This is a genomic window from Miltoncostaea oceani, assembly GCF_018141545.1.
GTDB classification, from domain to species: Bacteria; Actinomycetota; Thermoleophilia; order Miltoncostaeales; family Miltoncostaeaceae; genus Miltoncostaea; species Miltoncostaea oceani.
On the sequence record NZ_CP064357.1, the window covers coordinates 287,929 to 314,149 of the forward strand.

Below are 26,221 nucleotides of genomic sequence, written 5' to 3' on the forward strand. Positions count from 1 at the left end.
GATGCCCCTCGGGCATGGTTGATCGCAATGGGAAGAGGTCGAGGACAAGGCACCATCTCTGCGGGCCCGGCGCGGCGGCGGGTTGCCGCGGCCACGGCTCCGGCGCCCGCCCCAGCGCCGAACTTCTCGCAGGCGGTCGCTGAGGTCAGAGCGAAGACCGACGCCTTGATCGAGCGAAAGATCGACCGAGTGGAACGAGGCCTGGAGTCAATGCTCGGTGGCGGGATGATCAGCGATCAGAAGCGCCCCCCTGAGGACCTCATCCTCCTTGCGCTCTGGAGTCAGGCCATCGGCCGCGACATTACCGCCGAGGACTACCTCACCCGAGCCTACGACCACGGTAAGGCCCACATCGCCTGGCTGGAGAATCAACCGCGGCGTCTACCGGGCAGTCAGATCGATCGCGATCAGGAGCTGGCGGTCGCTCACTGGCACATGCAGCGGATCGGCCAGATGCGGATGAACGCCGCGGCCCGCCTGCAGGAGATCACGGACCTGCGCATCCGGGCCACGCAGTTCAACGAGGCGCGGGAGATCGTGGACGCAACGAAGGACGACCTCTCCGCCCTCTGTGCCCACGGTGCGCCGGCTGAGATCCGGGAGCTCGCGCTGCTGCTCGCCGAAGCCCAGGAGTCCGCGCCGCTGGCGGAGAAGGTGAACGCGATGAGCGACGAGGAGTTGGAGGACTTCTCCCTCTATGTCCGCGCCTCGATCGCCGATCCGTCGATCTCGATCATCAGCTCCGGCGATGTCCTCACGGCGCTGCGTGAGTTCACCCCGAGCCACCTCCAGGTGATGCGGAACTTCGCCCTCTCGGGGGAGGACAGGACCGTCGAGATGCTCCGGGCGAACAACAGGAAGATGTCGATCGCACTCAACTCCGGATACTTCCGCGTCGTCGACGCCAAGGCTGTCGTGCGTGGGCTGAACCGTGATGTCAGCCGCTGCGCAGCTGCCGGCCTGTCGCACTTCAACGCCAACTATCGGATCGGCGATGACGCCACGTTCACCGAGCTCGCAACCCTCGCCGACCAGGGGGAGGCCGCGGTCGCGGTCCGGATCGAGCGTCGCGTGGAGTCGTGGAAGTCCGCCACCGCGGGCCTTGAGCTGGTCATGCGGCTTCGCGGCAGGATCGAGGAGACCGAGGCGGAGATCGTCTTCCGGCTGCCGCTCGGGGAGAGCCGCCAGCGCAGCCTCGCCGATCAGCACGAGCGGGCCCTCACCATGGTCAAGGAGCGCGGCCTGCCGATGCCGGCCGAGGGCTACTGGGATCAGGAGAGCGGCGAGGAGTTGATCTCCGGTGTCACCCCCGCCCGCCCGCCCGCCCCGAAGCTCGAGCGGTCGTCCCAGCTGATCGGCTCGAAGGCGGCCTGCCCGCACCGGGAGGCGAAGTGGGAGTCGGGGGGCCATGGCGAATCCGTGCTCCGGTGCTCCGAGGAGGACTGCAAGGTCGATCTGGCGCACAGCCCGACCCACCTCCTTCCCAAGGACGAGCTCTCAGGCATTCGCGGGACCTTCGTCCACCGGTGGCAGCGTCAGAGCAAGGACAACCCTCGCAAGAAGGGACTCGCCGCTGACGACCCGAGCCGCTGGGACGAGCAAAGACTCCGTCGCGAGATCGCGGAGGGCTCCATCGCGCGCCAGCGGGCGCTTGCGATCGCCCTCGGCAAGCCCGAGCCGACCATCGACGATCTGATGGCGATGCCCCTCGCGCCGCGCGATGCCAGGGAGGCCTTGGCAGGGGTGGTGGGGGAGGCCCTGCCATCGCCGAACACGCCCCGCAACGTGAGGGATCTCCTCTCGCGCTCATACCGCTGAGAGCGGGCGTTACCGGCGACTGATGAAGGGACTCTCCCCGGGCCGGCGCGTGAACGGCTCCGGTTCCTCGCGGATGAAGCGCGGAGAGAGGCTCGCCACCGCGGCAGCCACCGCGTCGCGGATGTCCTGGAAGACCGCGTCGAGGCCGGGGCCGTGGGCCGAGAACCAGCCGAGTTCCAGATCGGGCCAGCCGTCCCATCCTCGCCGGAGCTTTCCGTCGGGGAACGCCTGGCGGAAGTCCGCGGCGCATTCGAGCAGGCGGCCGTCGGCCCTGTTGGCGAGGGCGCCCAGGCCGTCGCGTAGCACCCGGGCCGTCTCCCCGCGGAGCCGCAGGGCGATGATCTGGCCGGGGTCGTAGAACTCCGGGTCGGTCATGGTCAGCGATCCGATGCACAGCGGATGCAGTCCCTCGAGGACGGGCGTCGCCGCCCATTCATGCGCGATCGGCTCGAAGGGCATCAGGAAGGGGTGATGTCGGGGGCCCGGCGGTGGATCTCCATGACCGCGGCCCAGCCCTCATCGAGGCCACCCCGGGCCGTCCCGATGCAGTCAAGGAGCGCGTCCCTCTGCTCGACGACCGCGAGGTAGCCCTCCGCCCACCGCCGGACCATCGCCGGGGACGGGCTCACATCGCCGCGCTCGGCGAAGCGGACGAGCTGCTCGCGTTCCTTCTCGCTCAGCGGTCGCTGATCGCTCATCGCTCCTCCTCCAGGGGGCAGAGGATGGCGAGGACCACCAGCGCGCCCTCGTCGTCGCGGTTACGGAGCTCGCGCAGCCAGACGCCCGGGGACTGGCGGGTGTCCACGCCACGGAGCGCCCGGTCGATGTCCCTTGCGGTCGGCCGTGCGGCGTACGCGGCGCCCATCTGGTCGAGCAGACCGCGCAAGGCACCCTCGAGGGTCGGCCCCTCCCCGCTCCAGACCTCATCGGCCACACAGGTCTCATCGCGTCCGCGGTTGGCCTCGACGCGGTAGCCGTCCGGGTCGTCGAGGGGCAGCTCGAGGACGCAGTGCCGCTCGCGGCAGGTCACGACCGCCCGGCTCCAGAGGTACTGCTCGTAGTAGTCGGGCGCTGCCACGGTCCGGGTGTCCCGACGCGCTTCGCTGTCCATCGCGGATGCTGTGGTCATGGGGTGGTCTCCAGTTCGACGATGATCGCCGCGCGGACCGCGGTGGACTGCCGGGCGAACGCGAGGACGCCGGCCTCTGAGAAGATGCGATCGCCGGCGCTCGTGATGTCGTAGATGTGCTCGGCCAGCCACTCCCGGGCGATCGGCCGGGGGTCGGGCTCCTCACCTGCGCGCCCGAGCGGGAAGACGGCCCACTCGTGGCCGCACCCCTGGCACTCATGCCAGCGCACCGGCCTGCCGCTCTCCTCGTCCGCCATGAACTGCTCAGCGGCCTGCGGGTCCTGGCAGGAGGGGCAGGCCTCCGGGCCGTCGCCGCCGAGGTGGATGCAGGAGGGCGGCAGGTCGCGGGTGGTCCCGCGCTCCGCCTGCTCGTCCGCCTGGAGCGCCGCTCTGACCGCCGCGTGGATGCGGAATGCCTCGCCCCCGAGCCGGGGCGTGACGGCGGTCGCGTCCTCGAGGAGCCGGCGCATCTCGCTCAGGCGCTCATCTGCGGTCATCTGCGGTCCTCGCGATCTCTCACCGTCACATCCGGGTCGTTTCGGTAGGTCCGCTCGACGCACGTCTCGCAGGCGTAGACGCGGCGCCCCAGGCTGTGGATGTCCACGGCGCGGGTGCCCTCCCTCGAGCAGCCGACGCAGGGACACCGGTTCCCGCCCGGACAGGGGTCCGGGTAAGTGGCCTCCGACGCGTCGCCCTCCTCGCAGGCAAGCATGAGGGGCCTCTCGATCGCATCAGCGCAGGAGCGGGGATCCATGGGCCCACCGTAAGCCGCCCGGGGGTGTTTGCATCCCGGTCGCCGGCGCGAGGAAAAGCGAGCACGCCGGCACCTCCCACCCATACTCGTGGCATGGGACGAGGCAGAGGACAAGCACCTGGGCGCGGAGTGGCTTCGACACTCGCGCGCGGCAACCGCGAGGGCAGGAGCGTGGCCGCCAGCTCCGGGCCGAGCGCGGCCGAGAAGGCCGAGCGAAAGCGCGAGCGGATCCGAAAGCGCGTCTCCGAGGCGCAGGACCGCATCAGCTCAGGGGTCGAGGAGATCCGCGACTCCGCGGCCTTCCGTGCCTATCTGACCTCCCTGGCGCGCTTCCACCGCTACTCGGCCTTCAACAACTTCCTGATCCACTCACAGATGCCCGGCGCGACACGTGTGGCCTCCGAGTCCGCCTGGAAGGCGCTCGGCCGCACCATCACCGCCGATCAGGCACGCCACCCCATCCGGATCCTCGCGCCGTCCTTCTTCGTCACCACCGAGCGGGATGAGGAGACCGGCGAGGAGCGCAAGGTCCGGATGCGCAACCCGCACCGGTTCGTGACCGCCAACGTCTACGACCTCGCCCAGACCGAGGGCAAGGACCTGCCCGAGGACGGGCCCGCGGGGCTCTCCGGGACCTCTGACGAGGCCGAGGACCTGGTCGTGACGATCGCCAACTGGTGCCGCACCGAGAGGATCGGCTTCCAAGCCGTGGAGGGGCTCGGTGGTGAGGGACGCTTCGACGGTCAGACGATCGTCGTGGACAAGGACGCCGACCACAACCAGCGCGCGCTTCTGTTCGCGCGCGAGGCGGCCCGCGCGGCGCTGACGCGCGATCGCGAGCTGTTCGCCGGCCTCAACACGATCGAGCGCGAGCTGTCGGTGCAGGGAGCTGCCTTCGCGATCGCCGAGGGATGCGGCCTCGACACCTCGAGCGTCAGCTTCCCGGCGATGGCGCGCATCTCCGCCGCCGGCAGCGCGATCACCCGCGATGAGCGCAAGAGCATCGAGCGTTCGGTGGCGGCGATCCAGAAGATCACCCACAAGGTCCTCGGAGGCGAGGCCGCGGCCATCGCCGCGGCGGCCTGAGGCACTGATGGCGCGTGGGCGAAAGGGTCCTGGCGGGCAGCCCGGTGGCTGGCGCGGTTCCCCTGGGGAGCGTCAGCAGCTCGCCGCGCTCCTGACGCAGCTGCCGGTCCTGCCCCAGCGCGGCCCCCGGCGCGGGTTCATCCTCGCGGCGCCTCCGGGCGCAGGGAAGAGCCACGTCTCGGCCGCCCTCGAGAGGATCGTCGGCGCCCACGGACTGAACGCCGATCGGCTCCGCCGCCAGATGGGGTGGGGGCCGGCAGACAAGCGGGCCTTCATGGTGGCGTCCGCGATGGCCCGCCGTCTCGCCGCAGCGGATCAGTCGGTCTGCCTCGACTACAACAGCGCATCCCCTCCGCGCCGGGCGGATGCTGCAAGGGAGCTCGAGGCGCAGGGCTTCGCTCCGGTCGTCATCTGGGTGGACACTCCCTGGGAGGTGCGGACCGCGCGCCTCGGCGAGCGTGAGCTGAGGACACTCGATCTCCACGAGGTCGTTGTGCCGGCGGAGATCGCCCGGCGGATGTCCCACGGCTTCATCGCTCCCCAGCCCGGCGAGGAGGCGATCCGGATCGATGGGACGGCTCCGGTCGAGGAGCAGCTGCGCGATGCGCTCGGTCCTCTCGATGAGAGGCCTGCGCCGCCCACTCGCCCTCTCTGAGGCCTCTCAGGCGCGCGTGATGACGATGAGGTGACCCGCGCCGGCACGAAAGCGTGCGCAGGGGAGGTGGCTGTCGGCGTGGGAGATCTCGATCAGGAACAGCCCTGACGCGTCGGGCCCCTCGCGGACGGCGCCGCGAACGCCTGGCGCGACCACCGCGCCAAGCCCGTCGTCGTGGGTTTCCGCTACGGGGACGAGCACCTCGACCAGATCCCCCTCAGAGGGCATGGACCGGCGTGTGGGTCCCGGGCTGTTCACGGTGCCGGGGGCGTCGTGTCCACCGGCGGCGCCTTCTCTCCGGGCTTGCCGGTCGTGATGACCGGCGGCCGCGGGTCGGCAGGCGGGGCGGGCTCGCTCTCCGGGCGGGGAGCGGAGTCCTCCGGGCCGGCCACCGGAGCGGGGGCGGTCGTGGCCGGCGCGCTCGAACCGCTGTCCGGGGCGAGGCCGTAGAGGATGCTCAGGCGCGCGAAGCGGTCGATCTCGCACCCATCGGTCCGCCCGACATCGAGGCGGATCGACTCGTCGGCGATGGCACCCTCGATGACCATGCGCTCGGGCCCACCCATGATCATGTTGCAGATCTCGGGGGCCGGCTCCTGATCGATGTCCAGGGTCTGCTGGCAGACCACAGGCTCGCGGGCGCACTCGACCGTCCGTCGTGATGTCGGGGTCTCGCTGTCATCGAGGTAGACCGAGACGACGATCTGACCGGAGTCCTGGACACCGATCCGCTCGGGTGTGCGCTCCTGCTCGCTTGTCTCCCCGGTGCACCCTCCGACGAGGGTTGCGACCATCACCAGCAGCACTGAGATCCTGACTGACCGGGCTCGCCTCATGACGAGCAGTATGTGCATCGGCGCGCGCGTCGACGCGGATCCTCCGCTCGCTGGCCAGAAGTCGGACACACCCCACAGCGCCTCCCTACAGTCACGGCCATGGCGCGCGGACGAGGATCGATCAAGAGGGCACTTGCATCACTTCGCCACGGAACGGGCGACACGGTGAGTGTTCACCGCGAGGTGATCCACGGCGCGACGATCTACGTCCGCGACGACAAGACCCTTCATCGCACCGACGGCCCGGCGGTGATCCACTCCAACGGCACCAAGGAGTGGGTCATCCACGGCAAGCTCCACCGCACTGACGGTCCGGCGCTCGAGCGTCCCGTCGGTGAGAGCGAGTACTGGCTGAACGGGGTCCGCGTCAGCGCCGAGGAGTGGGAGCGGATGCGCCGCCATGTCGAGGTGGTGCGCTCTACCGTGCCGAGCGGCCCACCCGCCTGATTCTTTAGGGGCCCTATCGTCGGCCGTGGCTGAGGACCTGGCGCACCGTCCTGCGGAACTCCACCGGCGCGGCGGCGTCAGAGCCCGAACGGTCGCCCAGGTACAGGCTCAGTCGCGCGCGCATCTGATCGTCATCGAGGGCGATCGTCTCGATCGACGCCCGCTCGAGCTCCATCGTCAGGGAACCGGCGAGCCGCAGAGAGCGCATCATCCGCACGTACTCGTCGTTCCTGGTCTTGTCCCACATCTGGTAGTAGCTGTAGGTCGTCGGATAGGCGGGGCCGGCGACATCCTCGGCCAGCGCGATGATGATCGCCGAGGTGCGGTGGGGGCAGGGCGGGGATCCGCAGGTGCAGAAGACCGAGAGGTGCCCGGGCTGGGCCCCGACGATCGCCAGCGCCTCGTCGTTGAACACGACAACGCGCTCCCCGGTCTGGGTGTGCTCGATCTCGTCAACCAGATCGAGACCCGCCGCCGCACGACGTCCGACCACGTATCCCTCGACCAGTGATCCGGAGACGAGGCTCCTCTGGGCGCGTGTGAGCCGGACGTATGAGCGTGGGTCGTCTCCGCGTTCCTCGTCCAGGAACGCCGTCATCACGGTCAGGTGGGGATCGAGAGGGATCCTCAGCAGTCTCAGGGTCTCCCGCGCGCTTCGACGCAGCTGAGGAGTGGGGGCAAGTCCCCCGGTGGTTGTCTGTCCGCGCCCTCTCGCCACCCTGCGACTCTAGGGCGGGGTCTCGCTCCTCCGGTCTTTCTTGTGCACCCAGGAGGCTGCCCCGCGCGGTCGGCTCACACGCTGAATCGTAACCGGCGACTCGGAGAACCTGCCGATGTCCGAGAAGCACCTATGTTGGTGCGCGTGAGCAGGGGGCGCACAACGATGAGAACCACGGTGCCGGCGGGCGGCCGGGCGTCGCCCCGGCACCTGGAGCGACTCGACGCCGTGGCGTACGGGCAGTGGCAGGAGACGCTGCGCTCGCTTCACGACGAGAGCGCGCTCCACCTCCATCTGCCGCCCCAGGGGCAGCCCGGCCTTCGGTGCGATGGTTCGGCGAGCCCGGTGATCGCCCTGGATCTCGATTCGACGGTGTTCCCTCTCATCGACGCGGTCGCGTCGATCCCGGGTAACGAGGACTTCTCGATGAGCGAGGTCAGCCACTGGGACTACCTGATCGGCCGCTTCGGCGGGATCGCGCCGATGATGGAGCTCCTCGAGGCGGCGATGCATCCTGACCGCAGCCTTCACGTGGCTCCGTATGCCGGATGCCGCGAGGTCCTCACCGAGATCATCGAGGCCCACAACGCGCGCCTGGTGGTCATGACCGACCGTCCTCTGCGCTGCGTCGGGCACACGCGCGAGTACCTCGACCACCACGATCTGCCCTACAGCGCGATCCTCTGTGGCCGGATGTCGGACAAGATCACGATCAGCCGCCTTCTCGGCGCCAGGACCATCATCGACGACCGCCCGTCCACGCTCGAGGCGGCCCACGCGGCGGGGATGGCCACGCTGACGCTGGCCCATCCCTACAACGCGTCGGTGCGCTCAGAGCTCGGGATCGCACCGGCGGACGACTGGAACCAGCTGGCGCCCGCTCTCGCGGCGGCCCTGGCGGCCTAGGACGCCGAGGTCTCCCCGGCCGGCGCCGGGATGAGCACGGTCCTCAGGTCCTCGGCGAGCTCCCCCATCAGGGCGTCGGAGAGCGCGAGGTCGAGCTGCCCGCCGTCGATGTCATCGACGATCAGGCTCCAGTGCGGGGTTCCCGGCTCGGGGGCACGCAGCGACACCGCGGTGGGGATCGCGGTGATCGCCCAGGCGAAGGCAGGGGCGGCCAGGGCGGGCGTCGGCTCCCAGTGGGGCAGGTCTGCCGGGACGTCCTTGCCGGCGATCGCGATCGCCCCGGCGAGCTCGGTGGCGTGGCCGGCGGCGAGTGGGACGCTGACCGCCATGTTCGGCCCGCTCGCGAGCGCGAGGTAGTGGGTCGGCAGCTCATCGGCGGACACGTCCGTGGGGAGCGCCTCCTCGATCTCGACGACGTGGAGTTCGTACCCGGTGATGTGGAAGGAGAAGGTCTGACGCATGCGGCGAGCATGGACCAGTCGGGATCGGGGCATCCCCAAACTCCTCCCGGCCCCTCGCGCACACGGATAAAGCCCGCTGGTCCGGTGCCGGTCGCCTACGGTTGAGGGCGATGGCGAGAGGTAGATCACACGGCACCACAGGGCGCCCGAGGCACTCCGGACCGGCGCTCGATCCCGGTGAGGGACTGGCGCGGCTCATGCGTGGAGCCGTGGACTGCCTGCCTGTGGGGGACCTCGAGCGAAAGCTCGCCCTCGGCCGGCCGCTGCGGGTCAAGTTCGGGGTCGACCCGACGGCGCCCGACATCCACCTCGGGCACACCGTCCCGCTGCTGAAGCTCCGCGAGTTCCAGGACCAGGGGCACACGGTGGTCCTGATCATCGGCGACTGGACCGCCCGCGTCGGTGACCCGAGCGGCCGGAGCGCGACGCGCCCGCTCATCGACCCCGAGGCCGTCGAGCACAACGCTGCCACCTACGCCGACCAGGCCTTCCGGATCCTCGATCCCGAACGCACCGAGGTCCGACGCAACGGCGAGTGGTTCGCCCAGATGGGGCTGTCCGAGGTCTTCCGGCTCGCCGGCTCGGCGACGGTGAACCAGATCCTCCACCGTAAGGACTTCGCTGAGCGCCTGAAGCGCCAGCAGCCGGTGTCGATGCTCGAGATGCTCTACCCGCTGATGCAGGCCTACGACTCAGTGCGGGTCGGATCGGATGTCGAGATCGGAGGGACCGATCAGCTGTTCAACCTGATGATGGCCCGTGACCTCCAGGGGCAGTTCGGCGCCGCGGACTCCCAATCGGTCCTGACCATGCCGTTGTTGGTCGGCGTGGACGGCGCTGCGAAGATGAGCAAGTCCCTCGGGAACCAGATCGGCGTCACCGACGCGCCCGAGGAGCAGTTCGGCCGGGTCATGCGACTCCCGGATGAGGCGATGCCGAGCTGGTTCGAGATTCTCGCCCCCGACGTCGCGATGCCACCTGACCCCTTGCACGCCAAGCGCGAGCTCGCCCGGTTGATCGTCGCTCGCAGCCACGGTCAGCCGGCGGCGACCGAGGCCCAGTCGAAGTTCGACCACACGGTCAGCCGGGGGGAGGTCCCCGAGGACGCTCCCTCACTCGTCATGGCAGAGCGCAGAGGTGAGGTGCACCTGCCCGCCCTGATCACCGAGCACCTCGGTGTCGCCTCCCGCAACGAGGCGCGCCGCCTGATCGGATCCGGCGCGGTAAGCGTCGACGGCCGCAGGCTCACCGACCTCGACGTCCCGGCGGCGGACCTGATCGGCGGAACGCTCCGGGTCGGGCGCCGGCGCTACCTGCGCATCGCCTGATGCCTCGAGGCGAAAACCAGGCCCCGCGGGTCGGCCGGGCCGAGACTTCTGCCCGAATGCCCGCCACGCCCTCCGTCTCCCCGCAGCCGGTCCACGCCCGCGCCCTCTCCGAGCTACTCGATTCCGAGCGACGCCGGCGCGCCGGGGGTCTCGCCTCCGGGGCGACCTCGCTGGAGCGGATGCTCGAAGCCCGCCGGCGGGAGGACCGACGCGCGCTGCTGCGAGAGCTCGGTGACAGCTGCTGGGCGGAGACGACCGCCATCTACCTGCCGATCGCGGCGTCCTTGGGCTTCCTGCCGGCGATGATCCACCGCTTCGACGACCCGGGCACCTCCGACGCGGAGAGTCTCGAGGTCTGGGTCGATTCATACGGGCTCGTGCTCGTCTTCGACACCTGGCACAGGACCCATGTGAATCAGGCATGGCTCTGGCTGTCGGTCAGGACTGACGCGACCGGCTCCGAACGCCTTGACCGGATCGGCGCGGGCACCTTCTCCGATGGCTGTTGGAGTGGCCGTGTCCCCGCGGTCGAGGGGCTCAGCCATTACGTCCGCGAGCTCCGGGGCATCGGGCCCTCGGTCTGGTCCTGGGACTCGCCGCCGCCGGGATTCCACCTCCTCGACAGGAGTGAGCTCGTCTTCAGCGATGACTCTGACCGGCGTGAGTTGACGTCAGTTCGCGCCCGCCGGTCGCCCCTGTTGGCTGCGTAGCGAAGATCTGCCAGGCGGGGTGCCGCAGCTTCGTTCTATGGCTGGCGTGTGAACGCCTCGAGCGGGATGGACTGGGTCCGGTCCGCTCCGGAGAGGGTCAGGGCAATGTCGGCGCGGTCGACGTCCAGTTGAGCGACGTTGTTGATGATCGTGACGCTTCGCCCGCCGGCCGCCGCCGTGTCGAAGCCGTCGGGGGCGAGCACGGTGACGCGGGCCGCCCGCGATCCGTTCAACGAGCCGAGAGGGATGACACCGCCCGTGGGGATGGCCCTCGGATCCGGGCACGTGCTCCGGACCCCGTCCTCCTCGACCACGGCGAGGCACAGCCTGCCCTCGACGCCTTCGCCGGCGAAGATCGGTCCGGCGGGTGTCGTGGTGGCCAGCCGGAGGCTCTCAAGGATGAGGTTCGACACTTCGGGGTCAGTGATTCCGAGAAGGGGCGTACCTCGCAGATCCGCCGCCGGGCCCTCCAGTACGCCGTAGGAGATCCCGCTGGCGCTCGAGCTGGAATCATCGCCGCTGACGAGGACCGCCGAGACGATCACCGCGAGGGTCACAAGCGCGCCGACGGTGAGGTAGAAGAAGCTGGTTCTTGTGTCCGTCGGCATGTCAGTTCCTCGACTGAGGGTCCGCGTGTAGTACCCTCCGCGTGTCTGGCTAGGCCTACTTAGAACCCCTTCTCCGCCTTCCCAAGCGGATCTGAACGTGTGAGATGTTTCACACAGATGTGAAACGCAACGCAAGTACTGAGCGGTTAGCAGGTGCTGTACGCGCTATATGGCCACGAACCCCATGGCCAAGCCGATCTCAGCAACCCCTTCCCGAGACACCGCTCCCCGAGCGGGATCTCAGTCTGCCCGACTTCGGAGGGTTGCGACATCCCTGTTGGCAACCGGGATCTCGGTGCTTTTTGCCTGCACCGTCGCGACCGCGGCACCCGCTTCGGTGGCCGTCATCGACACCTCGAGCAGTGCCGGCGCGGGGCTCCTGCCGGGTGTCGTCCTTGCCGAGGGTCCCGCCGGGGCGGATCCGCGCTCCCACGGGTCCCTGATGAGCGTCGCGATCGCCGCTCCCTGGGGCTCGGCGCCCGGCGCCCCGGTGGTCCACTACAACTGCGCGACCCCGCAGGAGCTGATCGACGGCGCCTGCGCCCTGCGGTCGATCACTGACGCCGCCGAGCGCGGGGTCGGGGTCATCTCCCTGAGCTGGAGCTTCCCGATGGCCTCGGTTCCCGAGGCATACCGCGCCGAGTTTGCGGCTGTGGTCGCCCGGGCCCGCGCCCAGGGGACGCTGGTCTTCGCAGCGGCCTACTCGGGTGGCCCGACCTTCCCTGCGGATCTGCCGGGTGTCGTCTCGGTCGGCGCCGCCGAGGCCAACGGTTCTCCCATCGACCCGGCCGACAACGCCGCGATCCGGGTCGCGACCCAGAACGCCCCGGGGCGGGATGCCTCGGGCGTCGAGATCGTGCGCCTCGGTTCGTCGTTCGCGACGGCCGAGGTCGCCGGGCAGGCGGCCCGGATCATCAGCGAGGAGCCGGGCGCGGGTCTCGACCGCGTGCTCGCCCGGATCGACCGCACGCTCGGCCGTTCGGCCCCCGGCGCCGCCGGTCCGGTCGCAGCCGCCCACTCGGGGTCGCAGTCGCGCCCGGGCCGCGCCACCGCGCCGGGTCCGAGCGTCGCGAGCCTGCGCCGTCAGCTGCAGAAGTCGATCACGACCCGTCGGGCCGGCCGGGTCCTGATCATCCGCGGCACGCTGCCGCGCGGCGGGGTGCTTCGCATCTCCCACGCAGGCACGACGCGCACCCTGCGTCGCCTGCCGGCCCGGATCCGGGTCGCCTCGCCTGCGCACCGGGTGATCCCGGCGAGTGTCAGCGTGGCCGGGGTCCGGATCGCGATCGCGATCCGCGTCCCCGCCCTGCGTCGCTAGAGCAGGTCGCCCTCTCGGGGCTCCTGGAGCGCCGGGGCTGCCGCTATCAGGCTGCCGCTCGGATCGAGACCGCTTTCTGAGAGCTCGGTGTAGAGCCGGAAGGCCTGATCCGGTGCTTCGGACTCGAGTATCTCCCCGAGGGTCGTGATCGCCGCGCCGAGGCGCTCCGACAGCTCGGCCTCGGCCTCCCTCAGCCGCTCTGCGGTTTCATGGACCTCGAACATGCGCCCGAAGTCGCCTGCGATCCCCGAGTCATCGATCTGGCTCCGCAGGCGGCCCCGCTCAGCGACTGATGCCAGGAGGGCCTGACATCCGGACTGGACGGCGCGGACGCGGCCTCCCAGATGAGGGGCGACACGGTCCTCGAGGCCACGGAAGACGAGCACCAGGTCGAGGACGGTGTCGATCGCGGCGGGATCTCGGATGGGCACGCCGGCATGGTCTCAAACTCAGTGCGCCGCCGCGTGCCGTACCCGGGTGTTCTCAGGTGACCCTCAGACGGTCCCGGTGCGTAACAACTCTGATCCCTGTGAGAGCGACGATGACATCCGCCGTAGTCCATGAGGAGGTGCTGATCCTCGAGCGTGCATCCGAGGGAGATGAGCGTGCCCTCGAGCTGCTGTATGACCTCTACGCGCCGGCGGCCTACGGCCTCGCGGTGCGGATGGTCGGGGAGCGCCGCGAGGCGGAGGACGTCGTCCAGGAGGCCTTCATGACGCTGTGGCGCTCCGGAGCGCGCCAGTTCGATCCGGAGCGGGGCACCGCCCGCGGATGGTTCATGGCCTCGGTGCGCAACCGCGCCTTGGATCACCTGCGCGCACGGGCCCGCCACAACCGCCGGGTCGCAGTGGCAGAGCAGGCGGCCCGGGTCGTGTCCCAGGTCGAGGCACCGACCGAGGACCTGGTCATCGCCGTCGCCCAGCAGAGCGCCGCCCGGGAGGTGCTGGCCACGCTCGGCGAGGATCAGCGTCGGGTGATCGAGCTCGCCTACTTCGACGGGCTCACCCACCGGGAGATCGCCGCGGATCTCGGAGTCCCCACGGGGACGGTCAAGAGCCGTCTCCGGGTCGGCCTGGAGAAGATGCGCACGGAGCTGAGGGAGCGGGGATGGGCGACGTGACCGACAATCACGCCCGCTTCGGCGATCTGCTCGCCGTCGCGGCGCTCGGTGCCGCGGATCCTGATGAGGTGGCAGAGGTGCGCGCCCACGCCACTGAGTGCGTCGTCTGCGCCGACGAGCTCCTCGGTCTGGAGAAGGCAGCGGGGGTGCTGGCCCTTGCGGTCGCCGACTGCGAGCCGCCGGATCGCCTCCGCGCGCGCGTCCTGAACGCCGCCTGGTCGGAATCCGCCCCTGCTAGCGACGCCGCGCAGCCGCCGGCCCGCGTCCAGGGCGTCGTCCACGACCTCCGCGCATGGCTCGCCTCCCGGGCTCCCCGGGGTCGTTTCCTCGTGCCCGTCGCGACCGCGGCCCTCGTCCTCGTCGTCGGTCTCGGGTCTCTCGATAGGTCCGAGACCGCTTCGCCGGTGGCTTCGGCGACCGCGCTCGTCGGCCTCGGGGCCGAAGGCCAGGACTCGGCGGGGAGCATCGCCCGGTTCGAGGAGTCGGATGTCTCCTACATCTCCGCGCGCGGGCTGCCTGCGCCTGACAGCGGCACGGAGTATGTGGTCTGGCGTATCCGCGATGGACGCTCGCAGGCTCTCGGCGTCCTCGAGGGGGCGAACCCGAGCGCGGTCATCGTCCGCGGTGTCAGCGCCGGCGACGAGATCGCCGTCACGCTCGAACCTGTCTCTGACCGGCTTCCCAGCCGCCCGAGCAGCCCTCCTGTGATGAGCGGCTCGATCGCCTGAGCTGAGGCATCTCCAGGTACGAAGGCTGAGCTGCAGGGGCACCCAGGTGACGTAGTGTCATCACATGCCTCGCTCCCTCGGCCCGGCCCCCGCCGGGCTCATCGTTCGAGACAGCCGGCGCCTTGTCTGCCAGAACGGCACGAGCAACAAGGAGTACATCGGCGAGATCTGTGAGGACCCGCGACAGCCCGGGGTCTGGTTCGGGGTCTGCCGCTGGGGCCGGATCGGCGCCGCGAGCAGCGACTCACTCGTCGCTCGCGGCCCGAGCTTCCGGGCCGTCGCGAGCGAGGTCCACACGAAGCTCCAACAGAAGCTGAGGGGCCGTGGCTCCTCGGTCTACCAGACCGACGACGGCGCGCCGCTCCGCTTCTTCACCGAGCCATCAGCCACTCCGGTGCCCGAGCCCGAGCCGGTCGTCGAGGCCGCCCCGGCCCCGAGCTACCGCAGCGTCAGCGATCTCATGAGGCGCCACTCCCGCTGAGGTGAGTGTGGGAGTGGCGCCGCCTCCAAGTCGGAGGCCGAGCGCGCACCTCCCAATCCCCCACTGTCCGTTGGGTTGTGCGTCCCGGGGACGCGCGATGTTCCCTGGCGGTTCATCACGGGCGGGGAGTAGACGGCAGGGAGATATCGTCGGAATCGACCCTTGACCATTGGGGAGGTGGCTCGGGACCTTCCAGGGCATAGGGTCGGCCCTGCCCGCCTCCGAACAAGCGCAGCAACCTTGCGACGCCTCACCGCCCTCATAGTCTCATCGGTCCTCGCAGCAGTGGCTCTCTGGCTACCCTCGGGCGGTGCCGCGCACTCGGGAGCAAGCGAGCTCGCCGGCCTGAACGCGTTTCGCGCGCTCCACGGCCTCACACCCGATCTGCAGTTGGACGACAAGCTCTCGTCTCTCTGTCGCGCGCGCAACGAGTTCTTCGCACAGCATCCGACCCAGTCCGGGCACGCGCTCTCGCCTGACCTGCCCGGCTACAGCACCCAGGCTGCCATCGGCGCTGCGATCTCGGGACTCGGCTTCGGAAGCTTCGCGACACCGAGCACCCCCTTCTACCGATACACCGGCGTCGGACGCGGGACCTCAGCGGCGTACCACTTGGCGCCCCTCATCTCCCCGCGGGTCACTCACTTCGGAGCGGACTCGCTCGGCGGCGTCTTCTGCGGCAATGGGTTCGAAGGCTACTTCGACGAATCCCTTCCCGGGTTTGTCGAGGGGACGATGGGCACGATCCGGTACGTCGCCCGTCCTCCCGACCCTGTCGGGCGCGTCTACACCTTCCCGGGGCCGGGAATGCCGGTCCCGTATGAGGAGTTCACCGGAGGAGAGAGACCGATCGGCATCCCGGAGGCGACGGGGTTGCCGTCGACCCACGGCCCGGTCCTCTGGGTGATGCCGTACGGGGGCGTGATGGCGGGAGAGTTCGCCTACTACGCCGACCACGCCCAAGTGGTGGGCCCGGAAGGGGCGGTCGCCGTTCGGACGATCGATATCTCACACCCGGGCGTGCCTACCGGCAACAGTGGATACGCTCACACCGCCTCGGTGCCAGACGGCGTCCTGATCGTCGTCGACGCGCCATTGAAGCCGCTCACCCGCTACACCGCGACCGCCACGGTGCGTGGCTACTCGACAGGGCGGACGCTGAGCCACACGTGGTCGTTCACGACAGGGCGGCCCGAGCCGCAGGAGACCCAGGAAGAACTGAACGCATCGGCGGGGCCCTGGACCCGGCCGGCACCGCGGCCGCAGCTCACGCCGCTGCGACGCGTCTGGCGACAGCGCCTCGTCAAGTTGCGACTGACTGTTCCCGTCGCGACCCGGCGCATCCAGATCCGCGTCGCAGGCGCCCCCATGGTCAGTCGCAAACCCGCCAAGACGATCCTGGTCCGCCTGCCAGCCCGCCTCGGCCGGCACCTCATCCGGGTGAAGGCTCTCCCGAGCGGCCGCGTCCTGCGTGCGGTGGTTGTGCGGAAGGCGCATCGGGGGCGCGACCGGTAATCCGCCCAAGGCGACGCCAACTCGTTCGGGTGGTGTCGAAACCTTCCTGGCAGAACGCCTGAGGCGAGGGGCGAGCCTCTCCGCGGACCGACGGCCCTCATGTTTCCCTTCCGGGGCCGCGGGCCCGCCCCAGGCGAGAGACCGGCACCCGTTGTCGAGGGACGCCGAGGATGGGGGCATGAGCAGACTGCTTCTCATCGACCTCTCGAACCTGACCCACCGCTCCATCCACGGATACCCGCCCCTGTCAGACAGCTCCGGGCGCCCGACCCATGGTGCTCATGGCGCCGGCGCGATCACCCTGAAGATGATCGGCGCCCATCGGCCGACCCACCTCGTGGCCGCCTGCGACTCACCGCGCGCGGATCTCGTCAGGCGCACCATCTACGCCCCCTACAAGGCACACCGGGTCGACGCTGATGACTCGGTGTCCCACCAGCTTGCTCTCGCCGAGAAGGTGCTGGCGGCTCTCGGGGCGCGGCTGGAGCGGTGCGCCGGCTGGGAGGCCGATGATGTGATCGCGACCCTGGCGCGTCGCTGGGAGGGCGATGAGGTGGTGATCTGCTCGGGGGACAAGGACCTGCTCGCCCTCGTGGACGAGCGGACCCGGGTTCACCTGCTGGGTCGCGACGTCTTCGTCAACCCGCAGATCTGCCAGGACCTCACGGGCCTCGATCCGCGCCAGATGACCGACTACAAGGCCTTGGTCGGCGACAGCTCGGATGGCTTTCCCGGGGTGCCTGGGATCGGGGACAAGGGGGCCAAGGCGCTCCTGTCGCTCTACGGAGACCTGGACGGTGTGATCGCGGCTTTCGCGCGTGGGGAGCTCACCGGCAGGGCAGCCAGCGCCATGGCGGCGGGCGAGCAGATGGGAAGGGTGAGCTACCAGCTGGCCCGGATGCGCGAGGACCTGGATCTGGACCTCAGGCCCGCGCCGTGGAGCTTCAGCGCCGAGAGCGCCGATGCGCTCGATCGACTCGAGATGCGCTCGCTGGCTGACCGCGTCCGCCGCGAGATCTGAGGACCGGCCGGATCCGATCGGATCCGGCCGGTCCCGAGGGCCTAGCCGACGAACCCGCCGCCGGTGTTGAAGACCGACGGACCGCAGAAGGCGCCGCGACGGAAGGTGGTCCTGTTCGTGCCGTCGCTCATGCGCACGACGATCCGCGAGTCCCGGAAGCCGTGGTACCTGCCATCGAGGCCGAGGCGCACGCGCACCTGGCCGTGGCGCGGGGTCGCGCCCTGGCGCACGGCGTTGCGCGGACGCGTCGTCCATGAGCGGCAGACGGTCCGAAGCACCCGGCGACCGGTCGCCCGGGCCGCGGGCCGGACCACGTCAGGCGCCCCGGGGGCGGTAACGGGGGGCAGAGGGGCTCCGCTCGGCGCGACCGGGACAGGGGCCGGATCGGCCACCGGGGAGGCCACCGGAGCCGGCGCCGGGGGCGGGGTGGCCGGAGGGGCGGGGGTGGCCGGGATCACCGGGGGCGGGACCGTCGCCGGAGGGGCCTGGTTCGTGCAGGTCAGGGTCTTCTGGGCGATGGTGCGCGGGGCGTAGGTGTAGCCCCAGCCCCGGTAGCTCGCCTTCAGGGTGATGGTGACCGTCCCCTCGAGGGCCAGCGGGATGCTCACCGGGCCGACGGCGGAGGTCGTGAAATCGACCCTCTTGCTCGCCAGCAGGGTGCTGCCGCGGTAGACCTCGCCGACCATCCAGTTGCGGTCGCCCGCCTTGAAGTCGCTGCCCGAGAAGGTCGCGACCTCGCAGGTCAGCGTTCCCGAGGCTTTCGTGGCGGTGGCGATCTGCGGAGCGATCAGGCAGCCAGAGACCATCAGTGCGCTTGTGAGACCCGTCAGTGCTCGGCGGTTCATGTTCTTCCTCAGTTCATCTCTGACCGTCGGGCTTGACGACCATCGTGTACGACGCTAGTGAGGAGGAACGTAGGCCGGCTGAGGTCTTGTGCCGGTCAGTCTTTGTGAGAGCAAGCCTAACCCGATGACAGTCTGAGCGAGCCCGAAGTCCTGGGAGCTTCTAGGGTTTGCACACCATCAGCCAGGCTCCCGAGAGAGCCCGCTGATATCGGACGTGCCAGAGCCCGTCGATCGCAGGCATCCGCGGCAGGTCGTCCCGCCGATCGCCTTCGGGCCCGAGGTCCAGGCGTCTCACCCCCGCCTTCCGGGGAGTTGCCGACGGGATCCCGTGGGACATAGCCTGCGCCGGTCACCTGACCGACAGCGGAGCTGGCGCGATGCCCCGAGGCCTTCCCTTCCCGTCACGCCTCGCCGGCGCGATGCTGACCTGTGTGGCGCTCGCCCTGGGAGCGGTCGGGGTGATGGGGGCCGATGAGGCCGCCGCGGCCCCGAGCGGTGCGGTCCGGGTCAGCGTCTCGTCGTTGCCGTCGGGTCAGCCGGCGCGCGTCGTCCTCAGTCGCTCGGGACAGCGGACACGGGTGGTCTCCGCCCAGAAGAAGACCCTGAGGGGGCTCGCGCCCGGTCGCTGGAGAGTGGTGGTCCAGCCGGTCACGGCGCGCCGGCGGACCGGGGCGGTCCGGGCAGGGGCGCGCATCAGCCCCGTGAGGGCCCGCTTGACTGTGACGGTCCGCCGCGGCCGGGTGGTGGCCTTGCGGGTGGCCTACGGGACGATCATCAACCCGCGTGTGTCCCGGGCGCCGAGGGTTCTCGGGGTGTCCGGCGCCCCGGGGCGCCCGAGCGCGGTGCGGGTCCCGCGCTCCTCGAGCGCGCGCGTCGGTGACTACGTGGTCTCCGGGCCGACGGATGCTCTGCCGTACGGCCTGATCGCGCGGGTCTCCTCGGCCTCCAACGCAGCCGGTGCCCGGCAGCTCGGTCTCCAGCATGTCCCCGTCTCAGATGTCGCCCCGGTGATCTCCTACTCAGGCCCGCTGGTCGGGGTGCGGGAAGCCCCGAGGATCCAGGCCTTCGGCGGGGACGCCGACCTCAGCCTGTTGGGAAGCAGCTGCGGACTCACCGGCGGAACGCGTCTGTCCGGGGGCTTCGACCTCGGCTCACCGCGGGTCGAGGCCGACTTCAACGCGTCCCTGTTCGGCGGTGGCCCGAGGGCTGACCTGATCATCCGGGCCCGGCCGTCCTTCAACTTCAGCTACCTGGCCTCCGCCGGGTTCTTCTGCGAGAAGGAGATCGCGGCCGTCGCGGTGGTCGGAGTGATCCCGGCGCCTGTGCCGATCCCGGTCTACGCGGCGGTGCCGCTGAAGATCAGGGCGCAGTCCACGGCCTCGGCGTCGATCGAGACAACGGTCTCGTGGGACCTGGCGGTCGGGATGCGCACGCGCCGCGCGGGGGTCCTCCTCGCGGCACGGCCGGTGTTCGAGGCGTCGAATCCGTCGGCGTCGATCACCGTCTCCACGAGCTCGGAGACCAAGATCGGACCCTCTCTCGGCTTCGAGGTGGGCGTCGGCGTCCGCTCGGCACTCAGCGTCAACCTCGAGGTGGAGAGCGCCGTCGAGTTCTCCGCCCGGCCCGATGAGTGCTCCTGGGACTGGCGCCTCGGCGGCTTCACCGTCAAGGGCAGCGCGGGCCCCCTGTCGATCAACACCCCGCCGGCCGGAGAGATCAACCACCGGATCTGGACCGGGTGTGGGGGCTCGACCTTCGGCCGCGCGCCGAACGCGATCCGGAGCGTCGACTTCCTCAACCGCGACTACACGATCCTCTGCCCTCCGGGCGACCGGGTCACGGCGATTCAGGTACGCAACGGTCGTTGGAGCTCCGCAACCAGCAATCCTCCTGGGGACTTCCCCACCATCCAGCCCATCATCTCCTACGGCGATGCCACCGGCGACGGCCGTGAGGACGCCGCCCTCTACACCGACTGCTCGGCCGGTGGATCAGGGTCGGTTCCTAACACGCTGGTGTTCGAGATGGGTGCTGACGGCCAGGTGCGTCAGGTCGGCGGCGTGGTGTTCGGGCGCCGCCCGACCCTCTCCGGCGGCGTCCTCACCACGCGCCTGTTCCTACGGACCATCTCTGACCCCGCTGGGTCTCCAAGCATCGAGCAGATCGACCAGTGGCGGTTCCAGAACGGCGACTGGGTGAAGTTCTCCTCGGTCAAGCAACCGTATTCGGGCCCGGATGTCTGACCGCCGCAGCGGACGGCGGAGAGTCTCCGGGGCCCGCCGTCCTCGGGCGGCCCTCCGGGGCTAACGCTTGCGCAGGAGCTGGCGCGCTGATTCGAAGAGGGTCTCGGCGAGTGAGAGGAGCGCCGCGTCGTCCCACTCTTCAGGCGGTTCCACCTCGATGACGGTGCTCCAGACCGGACGGGCGAAGGGATCGGGGTCGCGCCCTGCCGGGAGGCGTGTGAGGATGACGTGATCCTCCTCGGCCTCGCTGACGAAGACCGAGAAACTCGGGCTGAGCGCCCCGAATGCGAAGCCCTCGAAGATGAAGTCCACCGCTTGACGCGCCGACAGGACGGGTTCCCGCGGCTTGCTGAGAATCGTTTCGAGGCGGGCCCTCGCTCGCGCCGTCGCCTCGTCGATGTGCATCGCCGCTGAGGCTAGCGGACTCGGATCCAGGCGGATCGGTTGCCGACGCGGTCGATCGCCCTGATCTGAGTTCCCGCGCTGACACGGACGAGACCGCGGTAGGCCTTCCACGACGAGACCACGCCGGCGGTGCGGGTCTGGTAGCGGGAGACGCCGGCGGGCGCGTCCGTCAGTCGCACGAGCGCGCCGGGCCGCGCGCGGGGAGCACGCTGGTCCCGGACGATGAGGACCTGACGGGGCTCGCTCGCCGCGTCGGCTGCGTGGAAGCGGATCCACCAGCGACCGGGGGTCAGATCGAGCAGACGCGGCACCGGCCGGTCGGAGGCGGCGTCGAGGCCGTTCCGATGACGTGCGATGCGGATCGTCTCGGCGCGGGCGGGAGCGCGCAGGGTGAGTCGTGTGATCGCATCACGGACCACGATGCGACCAGGGCCGGTGATCACTCCGCCGCGGGACGGCGTCAGGAACCGGGCGGGCGTGGGGAGGAGGCTCGGCTCCTCGGCCTGATCCGGGGCCGTCGGAGGCGTGGGCGTGGGAGCCGGGCCCGCGGGCGCGATCGAGACCGCCAGGCGGCTCTCACGTGTGGTCTGGTCGGTCGCGATGGTGGTCAGTCGCATCTGGTGGGATCCGGCCGCGATCACCGGAAGGGGCGCCTGGCGCTCGGCGGGCCCGAGCCGGCGCACCAGCGTGTCGCCCAGGTGGAGCTCGAAGCCCGCCACGGCCCCGGGCTCGCCGAGCAGCTGCCAGTGGATCACGCCCGCCACGCTCGGCTGCGCGGCCGGGCCGCTCAGGACCGCCCGCGGGGCCTCCGAACGACGGATCTGGCTGCTGACGGCACGCGCGTTGCCGACGCCGTCCACGGCGCGTACCGAGACGACCGACCCTTCGGCGCTCGGGCGCAGGCAGCCGAGGGGGTCCTGGCAGGTGAACCGTCGAGGTGAGAGCTCATCGCTGACGGCGACGACCGCCCCGTCGATCAGGACCTCGTAGCGATCGACGCCCGACAGGTCGATCGCGGCGCTCCAGGTGATCGACCAGTCCGGGCGGTGAACGTAGCGCGGGGCGCTCACGGAGAAGGCGCTCGGAGGGCTCTGATCCGTGCTGAGGGTGCGGGTCTCGCTCGAGCGGACGTTGCCGCTGTGGTCGACGGCGTCGATCCGCCAGCGGTGAGGTCCGGGGGGCAGGTCGGAGAGGGGGCGGGCCGACAGCGAGAGTCCGGAGACCGTCGCGGCGACCTGATCATCGATCACCAGGCGGTAGCCGGCGACCCCGCTTGCCGCGTCCCATGACTCGCGCCAGCGAAACAGCGGCCGGGGGCCGTCGAGGCTCGCGCTCACGAGCGAGAACTCCTGCGGGGCGGTGGTGTCCTGCGGCGGCGAGAGGAGGGAGTTCAACGCCGCGGCGAGGTTCAGCCGGCGGCCGCTCCGCGTCGCCGCCGCTGCGGGGATCGGATCGCCGGAGCTGGCGATGAGGGCGTTGACCCGAAGCGGGGAGAGGGAGGGGTCCCGGCCGAGCAGCAGCGCCGCCGCGCCGGCGACGTGTGGAGCGGACATCGAGGTGCCCGATGAGATGCCGTAGCCGCCCCGCCCGATCGTCGAGGCGATGCCAGAGCCCGGCGCGAGCAGGTCCACGGTCCCGGCACCCCGGTTCGAGAAGCTCGACAGGCCGTCCGAGGAGTCGCTCGACCCGACGCTGATCAGGCCCGGCGTCGGACAGGCGGCTGGCATCAGCTGGGTCTGGTCGAGGTCCACGGCCTCGTTCCCGGCCGCCGCCACGACGACGACCCCGGCGGCCATCGCCTGAGCGATCGCGTCGCAGACCGCCACGCCCGCATCCGGGGTGGATGTGCCCCAGCTGGCGTTGATGACCTTGGCTCCCGCGCGGACCGCGTAGCGGATCGACTCGATCGCATCGGCGTGGGTACCGGTGCCGGAACCGATGAACTTGACCGGCATGATCCGGGCGTTGAGCGAGATGCCGGCGACCCCGATCCCGTTGTTGCGGACCGCGGCGATCGTGCCGGCCACGTGCGTGCCGTGGTCATCGGCTGATGAGCCGGCGGAGACGGCTCCGTTGCGCTCGATCACGTTGGCGCCGTGGATGTCGTCGATGTAGCCGTTGCCGTCGTTGTCGCGTCCGTCCACCACCTCCGCCGTGTTGCGCCAGATGACCGGGGCCAGGTCGGGGTGCCCGATGTCGATCCCGGTGTCCGTGACGGCGACGAGCACCGGCACACCGGTGGGGTGGTCCCAGGCCGCCGGCGCCCCGATGCGGGCCATGTCCCACTGGTGGGACCAGTAGTGGTCGTTCGGGATGGCGTTCGGGCGGACGACCGCCCGGTCGATCACGGCGCCCTGGATGCCCTCCTCATCGGAGAGCCGGTCCTCGAGTGCGTCCTGGTTCACCGCGGCGCGGAGGCGATAGACGCGCCATCCCCCGTAGAGGGGTGAGCTCGAGCTCGCGCCGAGCTCCTCGCGCACCCGCGCGATCAGCTCCGGGTCGTCCTTGTCCGCGAGGCGGACGAGCACCTGCGTCGCGGCGGGGTCGCCGCTGGCCTGCGCCGGCGCGCTGGCACGGTCGATCCCGGCGAGCGCGCCGGCACCGAGGAGGACGCCGAACCCGAGGCAGGTGAGCGTGATGGCGATCCGTCGCATCGGCCCAAACCTGGCAGGCGACTGGAGAGAAGTCCCCGTTTGTGAGGGGCGCGACGGGCCCTGTGCGATCCCGCGTCAGTGCGGATGCGATAAGAGTTGTGCGCGTCGTCGCGGGGGCGCATGTTCGGGACGTAAAGAACAGAGGGAACGAGAAGAGAGCGAGCGGACGACCCCACCCACTCTCAGATGCCTTCGGGCTTTCTCTGCGTCGCCACACTCAGCCCTTCTCGCCCCCTCTGATCTTTCGCCTACTCGCCCGGACCCCGGTGGCCCCTATGAGTGGAACCGACCCACAGGGCGACGCACGAGGTCCCATTCGTGAGCTGTTAGAAGCACGAAACGGCCTCAACAGCCCGAAAAGGGGCACTTACGCGCGCTGAGGCTCAGCCCTCGACGCTGATTGCGCAGGCGGGCTCGGCGAGGCCGACTCCGGCCCAGTAGGCCCGCAGGCCCGCGACGAGGTCCTCCGAGTGGACGTGGTTCTCGCCGGACACCCCGATCTCGAAGTAGCCGAGGAGGTCCTTGCGGACGTACAGCGTCGCTCCCGGGTGCTCTTCCAGGAACTCGGAGATCAGCTGCTCCAGAGGCTTCTTCATGGCGCGATGGTGCCCCGCGGCCGGCTCGAGCGCAGGCCTTTCCCCATTGGATCCCGGAGGCGCGCGCTGACGCCGCGGCGGTTCAGCTCGTGCCGAACACCAGGTGGAGACCAACAGGAGGTAGGAGGGCCGCGAGCTCCGGGTCGAGTCGGGCGATTCGCTCCATGGCGGTGCTGCGCTCCGGGCCGGTCGGCTCGCGCTGGGCGCTCAGGTCGACGGGAGTCTGGACTGCCGGGTGGCGGGCCAGCTCGACGCCGCAGTAGCCGACCAGGTGCTCGGCGGAGCCGGAGTAGACCTCGGTGAACCCACACGGCCCATCGGCGTCCTCGAACCAGGCGCTGATGGGGTCGGCCTCCATCTCGTCGATCCGCTTCGAGACCGCCTCGTTGAGAGGGACTCCGTAGATCAGGTAGACGATCGGATACATCAGAGGCCTCTCAGCGATGGAGTCCTGAGCGCGGTCTCGGCGCTCGGCGGTCGCCCCGCCCGGACCCCTCGAACCTACGTCGCCCGCGTCGCCCCGACGCACCCCGTACGACCTCTGTGAGCCAGAAGAGGGCTAGGCGTCGTCGCTGCGCGGCCTAATAGCCGGACGTTACAAGACGACGGTTCTGTCAGCGGCGCGGCTCGCAGGGAGGCCGGCGGGGGGCCTGGGCGCCCCACGGCCCGGCGTACTCACTCCCTGTCCTTCAGCGCGCGAGTGAGAGGGCTAGCGAGTCGCTGAAGCGTCCCGCCTGAGGCCCGCCGTTGCAGGTGCCGTCCGACTCACCCGGTCGCTTGATCCAGGCGAATGCGTCGAGTCCTGGGAGGGAGGAGACGCGGGGCGCCCGTCCGAGTCGTCGCCCGGGCGGGTTGCACCAGGCGCCCTCGGGGGCCGGGCCGGCGCCGTTGCGGCTCGAGTCGATGACAAAGCGCGTCGATCCGCCGAGGAGCCTGCGCAGCTGCTGGCCGTAGGCGATCGAGGCAGTGTCGGTCTGGTGGTTGCTGACGTTCAGGGCGAACCCGCGCAGCCGGGAGACCCCACTGGCGCGAAGGCGGACGGCCATGGTCTGCGCGTCATGCCAGGACGAGTGCCCGGCGTCCAGGTAGACGGCACGGCCGCCTGCGCTGAGCATCCGGCCGGCGCGGGACAGCTGCCCGTAGCGCGCCTGGCGGCCCGCAGCGTCCAGGCAGTCGGCGCCGGCGATGGCATCCGGCTCGAGGATGACCGCGGCCCGGTGGCTGGAGAGGGTGCGCGAGACCTGACGCACGAGGCCCAGATAGCGGGCCGTGTCGGAGGCTCCACCGGCGCTGTGGCTGCCGCAGTCGCGGCCGGGGACCGCATAGACCACGACGAGCGCGAGGCGCCGGGACGACTTGGCCCGGGCGAGGTAGTCGCGTAGCTCACCCAGGCGCTCAGGGCCGGTCATCCAGAAGGCCTGGGGTTGGCGGGCGATACGGGCGACGGCGCGATGTCTCCCATCTCCGGCGCGTCGCATCTCGAGCATCCGCGCATGCGCAGCCGAGGCCTGATCGACGAGGACCGGGACCGCGAAGGGGTTCGGAGCGGCGAAGGCGGGAGACGGGGAGGACACCGAGGCCGCTGCAGCGGCGAGGGTGAGCGCACAGATCAGTCGAAGGGCCATCGGTCGAGCCTTGGGAAGGGCACGCGAGCGCCCTTTCTTCTCGCCTCGCCTGGATTGCGGCATGTCAATGCCCGGATCCGGGTGAGCCGCGTCCGGCGCCTATCGCGATAGGCGCCTCAACGTGACAATCCAGGGGCCCGATTGTCACGATTGGCGGACACCTGGCGGGCCCCGGACAAGAGACTCGCGTGCGCCCGCGGCCGCATTCCTAGAG

The 26,221-nt window shown here is 70.4% G+C and carries 31 protein-coding genes; 14 read left to right on the forward strand and 17 right to left on the reverse strand.

Going from position 1 to position 26,221, the window contains the following annotated elements; all coding sequences use genetic code 11:
• Window positions 1-165: 165 nt before the first annotated feature.
• A complete protein-coding gene (locus tag IU369_RS20205; RefSeq protein ID WP_217925035.1) occupies window positions 166-1,818 on the forward strand; it encodes a hypothetical protein in 1,653 nt (550 codons plus the stop codon).
• Between the two features lie 9 nt (window positions 1,819-1,827).
• Here IU369_RS20205 and IU369_RS20210 read toward each other — a convergent pair whose 3' ends face one another.
• The 5 genes from IU369_RS20210 to IU369_RS20230 are packed head-to-tail and all read right to left on the reverse strand — an operon-like array spanning window position 1,828 to window position 3,701.
• Complete coding sequence (locus IU369_RS20210) at window positions 1,828-2,277, reverse strand: hypothetical protein (RefSeq protein WP_217925036.1); 450 nt, start codon at window positions 2,275-2,277, stop codon at window positions 1,828-1,830.
• On the reverse strand, window positions 2,277-2,516 hold the full coding sequence (locus tag IU369_RS20215; RefSeq protein WP_217925037.1) for a hypothetical protein: 240 nt from the start codon (window positions 2,514-2,516) through the stop codon (window positions 2,277-2,279). The genes IU369_RS20210 and IU369_RS20215 overlap by 1 nt, the downstream gene beginning before the upstream one ends.
• Window positions 2,513-2,896 carry a hypothetical protein gene (locus IU369_RS20220; RefSeq protein WP_217925038.1) on the reverse strand — a complete coding sequence of 128 codons (384 nt, stop codon included), beginning with the start codon at window positions 2,894-2,896 and terminating at the stop codon, window positions 2,513-2,515. Before IU369_RS20220 ends, IU369_RS20215 begins: the two co-directional genes overlap by 4 nt.
• 47 nt (window positions 2,897-2,943) lie before the next feature.
• Entirely contained in the window at window positions 2,944-3,444 is a 501-nt protein-coding gene (locus IU369_RS20225; protein ID WP_217925039.1) for a hypothetical protein, read from the reverse strand.
• Window positions 3,441-3,701, reverse strand: coding sequence for a hypothetical protein (locus IU369_RS20230; protein WP_217925040.1), 261 nt, complete (start codon window positions 3,699-3,701; stop codon window positions 3,441-3,443). The genes IU369_RS20225 and IU369_RS20230 overlap by 4 nt, the downstream gene beginning before the upstream one ends.
• A 171-nt stretch (window positions 3,702-3,872) precedes the next feature.
• Here IU369_RS20230 and IU369_RS20235 point away from each other — a divergent pair, with 171 nt between their 5' ends.
• Window positions 3,873-4,787: an ArdC-like ssDNA-binding domain-containing protein gene (locus tag IU369_RS20235; RefSeq protein WP_217925041.1), complete on the forward strand. Its 915-nt coding sequence runs from the start codon at window positions 3,873-3,875 to the stop codon at window positions 4,785-4,787.
• A gap of 7 nt (window positions 4,788-4,794) precedes the next feature.
• Window positions 4,795-5,442, forward strand: a complete 648-nt coding sequence (locus IU369_RS20240; protein ID WP_217925042.1) for a P-loop nucleotide/nucleoside kinase family protein — start codon at window positions 4,795-4,797, stop codon at window positions 5,440-5,442.
• A 6-nt stretch (window positions 5,443-5,448) separates the two neighbouring features.
• Here IU369_RS20240 and IU369_RS20245 read toward each other — a convergent pair whose 3' ends face one another.
• Together IU369_RS20245 and IU369_RS20250 are read right to left on the reverse strand one after the other, a co-directional pair.
• Entirely contained in the window at window positions 5,449-5,670 is a 222-nt protein-coding gene (locus IU369_RS20245) for a hypothetical protein (protein WP_217925043.1), read from the reverse strand.
• A 26-nt stretch (window positions 5,671-5,696) separates the two neighbouring features.
• The gene (locus IU369_RS20250; protein ID WP_217925044.1) at window positions 5,697-6,278 is read right to left on the reverse strand and encodes a hypothetical protein; all 582 of its coding nucleotides are present in this window, start codon (window positions 6,276-6,278) and stop codon (window positions 5,697-5,699) included.
• Window positions 6,279-6,443: 165 nt separating this feature from the next.
• On the opposite strand from IU369_RS20250, the gene IU369_RS20255 reads away from it, so the two are divergent.
• On the forward strand, window positions 6,444-6,725 hold the full coding sequence (locus tag IU369_RS20255) for a hypothetical protein (RefSeq protein WP_217925045.1): 282 nt from the start codon (window positions 6,444-6,446) through the stop codon (window positions 6,723-6,725).
• Window positions 6,726-6,738: 13 nt separating this feature from the next.
• Here IU369_RS20255 and IU369_RS20260 read toward each other — a convergent pair whose 3' ends face one another.
• On the reverse strand, window positions 6,739-7,323 hold the full coding sequence (locus tag IU369_RS20260) for a hypothetical protein (RefSeq protein WP_217925046.1): 585 nt from the start codon (window positions 7,321-7,323) through the stop codon (window positions 6,739-6,741).
• Window positions 7,324-7,608: 285 nt separating this feature from the next.
• Between IU369_RS20260 and IU369_RS20265 the strand changes: the two genes are divergently transcribed.
• Window positions 7,609-8,349: a 5' nucleotidase, NT5C type gene (locus IU369_RS20265; RefSeq protein ID WP_217925047.1), complete on the forward strand. Its 741-nt coding sequence runs from the start codon at window positions 7,609-7,611 to the stop codon at window positions 8,347-8,349.
• Here IU369_RS20265 and IU369_RS20270 read toward each other — a convergent pair.
• Window positions 8,346-8,810, reverse strand: a complete 465-nt coding sequence (locus IU369_RS20270) for a hypothetical protein (protein WP_217925048.1) — start codon at window positions 8,808-8,810, stop codon at window positions 8,346-8,348. The two genes, IU369_RS20265 and IU369_RS20270, sit on opposite strands and share 4 nt — an antisense overlap.
• Window positions 8,811-9,019: 209 nt before the next feature.
• Here IU369_RS20270 and tyrS point away from each other — a divergent pair, with 209 nt between their 5' ends.
• Both tyrS and IU369_RS20280 read left to right on the forward strand, forming a co-directional pair.
• Window positions 9,020-10,138, forward strand: a complete 1,119-nt coding sequence (tyrS, locus tag IU369_RS20275) for a tyrosine--tRNA ligase (RefSeq protein ID WP_246551667.1) — start codon at window positions 9,020-9,022, stop codon at window positions 10,136-10,138.
• A gap of 56 nt (window positions 10,139-10,194) precedes the next feature.
• A complete protein-coding gene (locus IU369_RS20280) occupies window positions 10,195-10,848 on the forward strand; it encodes a hypothetical protein (protein ID WP_217925050.1) in 654 nt (217 codons plus the stop codon).
• 35 nt (window positions 10,849-10,883) lie between these two features.
• Here the strand turns inward: IU369_RS20280 and IU369_RS20285 are convergent, their stop codons facing one another.
• Window positions 10,884-11,456, reverse strand: a complete 573-nt coding sequence (locus tag IU369_RS20285) for a hypothetical protein (RefSeq protein WP_217925051.1) — start codon at window positions 11,454-11,456, stop codon at window positions 10,884-10,886.
• A gap of 277 nt (window positions 11,457-11,733) precedes the next feature.
• Between IU369_RS20285 and IU369_RS20290 the strand changes: the two genes are divergently transcribed.
• Window positions 11,734-12,774 (forward strand): S8/S53 family peptidase, encoded by a 1,041-nt coding sequence (locus IU369_RS20290; protein ID WP_217925052.1) that lies wholly within the window; start codon window positions 11,734-11,736, stop codon window positions 12,772-12,774.
• Here IU369_RS20290 and IU369_RS20295 read toward each other — a convergent pair.
• Window positions 12,771-13,205 (reverse strand): hypothetical protein, encoded by a 435-nt coding sequence (locus IU369_RS20295; protein WP_217925053.1) that lies wholly within the window; start codon window positions 13,203-13,205, stop codon window positions 12,771-12,773. The genes IU369_RS20290 and IU369_RS20295 overlap by 4 nt on opposite strands.
• A gap of 110 nt (window positions 13,206-13,315) precedes the next feature.
• Between IU369_RS20295 and IU369_RS20300 the strand changes: the two genes are divergently transcribed.
• From IU369_RS20300 to IU369_RS20320, 5 genes are all read left to right on the forward strand, one after another.
• Window positions 13,316-13,894, forward strand: a complete 579-nt coding sequence (locus tag IU369_RS20300) for an RNA polymerase sigma factor (RefSeq protein WP_217925054.1) — start codon at window positions 13,316-13,318, stop codon at window positions 13,892-13,894.
• Window positions 13,891-14,622, forward strand: a complete 732-nt coding sequence (locus IU369_RS20305; RefSeq protein ID WP_217925055.1) for an anti-sigma factor — start codon at window positions 13,891-13,893, stop codon at window positions 14,620-14,622. The genes IU369_RS20300 and IU369_RS20305 overlap by 4 nt, the downstream gene beginning before the upstream one ends.
• Before the next feature lie 64 nt (window positions 14,623-14,686).
• Window positions 14,687-15,103, forward strand: coding sequence for a hypothetical protein (locus IU369_RS20310; protein ID WP_217925056.1), 417 nt, complete (start codon window positions 14,687-14,689; stop codon window positions 15,101-15,103).
• 240 nt (window positions 15,104-15,343) lie between these two features.
• Window positions 15,344-16,618, forward strand: coding sequence for a CAP domain-containing protein (locus IU369_RS20315; protein ID WP_217925057.1), 1,275 nt, complete (start codon window positions 15,344-15,346; stop codon window positions 16,616-16,618).
• A gap of 178 nt (window positions 16,619-16,796) precedes the next feature.
• A complete protein-coding gene (locus tag IU369_RS20320; RefSeq protein ID WP_217925058.1) occupies window positions 16,797-17,639 on the forward strand; it encodes a 5'-3' exonuclease in 843 nt (280 codons plus the stop codon).
• 41 nt (window positions 17,640-17,680) lie between these two features.
• Here the strand turns inward: IU369_RS20320 and IU369_RS20325 are convergent, their stop codons facing one another.
• The gene (locus tag IU369_RS20325; RefSeq protein ID WP_217925059.1) at window positions 17,681-18,484 is read right to left on the reverse strand and encodes a hypothetical protein; all 804 of its coding nucleotides are present in this window, start codon (window positions 18,482-18,484) and stop codon (window positions 17,681-17,683) included.
• Between the two features lie 377 nt (window positions 18,485-18,861).
• Between IU369_RS20325 and IU369_RS20330 the strand changes: the two genes are divergently transcribed.
• Window positions 18,862-20,727, forward strand: coding sequence for a hypothetical protein (locus tag IU369_RS20330; RefSeq protein WP_217925060.1), 1,866 nt, complete (start codon window positions 18,862-18,864; stop codon window positions 20,725-20,727).
• A gap of 60 nt (window positions 20,728-20,787) precedes the next feature.
• Here IU369_RS20330 and IU369_RS20335 read toward each other — a convergent pair whose 3' ends face one another.
• The 5 genes from IU369_RS20335 to IU369_RS20355 form a co-directional block, all read right to left on the reverse strand.
• Complete coding sequence (locus IU369_RS20335) at window positions 20,788-21,132, reverse strand: hypothetical protein (RefSeq protein WP_217925061.1); 345 nt, start codon at window positions 21,130-21,132, stop codon at window positions 20,788-20,790.
• A gap of 11 nt (window positions 21,133-21,143) precedes the next feature.
• Window positions 21,144-23,786: a S8 family peptidase gene (locus IU369_RS20340; protein ID WP_217925062.1), complete on the reverse strand. Its 2,643-nt coding sequence runs from the start codon at window positions 23,784-23,786 to the stop codon at window positions 21,144-21,146.
• Between the two features lie 383 nt (window positions 23,787-24,169).
• Window positions 24,170-24,382, reverse strand: coding sequence for a hypothetical protein (locus tag IU369_RS20345; protein WP_217925063.1), 213 nt, complete (start codon window positions 24,380-24,382; stop codon window positions 24,170-24,172).
• 82 nt (window positions 24,383-24,464) lie between these two features.
• The gene (locus IU369_RS20350; RefSeq protein ID WP_217925064.1) at window positions 24,465-24,809 is read right to left on the reverse strand and encodes a hypothetical protein; all 345 of its coding nucleotides are present in this window, start codon (window positions 24,807-24,809) and stop codon (window positions 24,465-24,467) included.
• Window positions 24,810-25,071: 262 nt separating this feature from the next.
• A complete protein-coding gene (locus tag IU369_RS20355; protein WP_217925065.1) occupies window positions 25,072-26,007 on the reverse strand; it encodes a glycoside hydrolase family 6 protein in 936 nt (311 codons plus the stop codon).
• Window positions 26,008-26,221 lie beyond the last annotated feature (214 nt).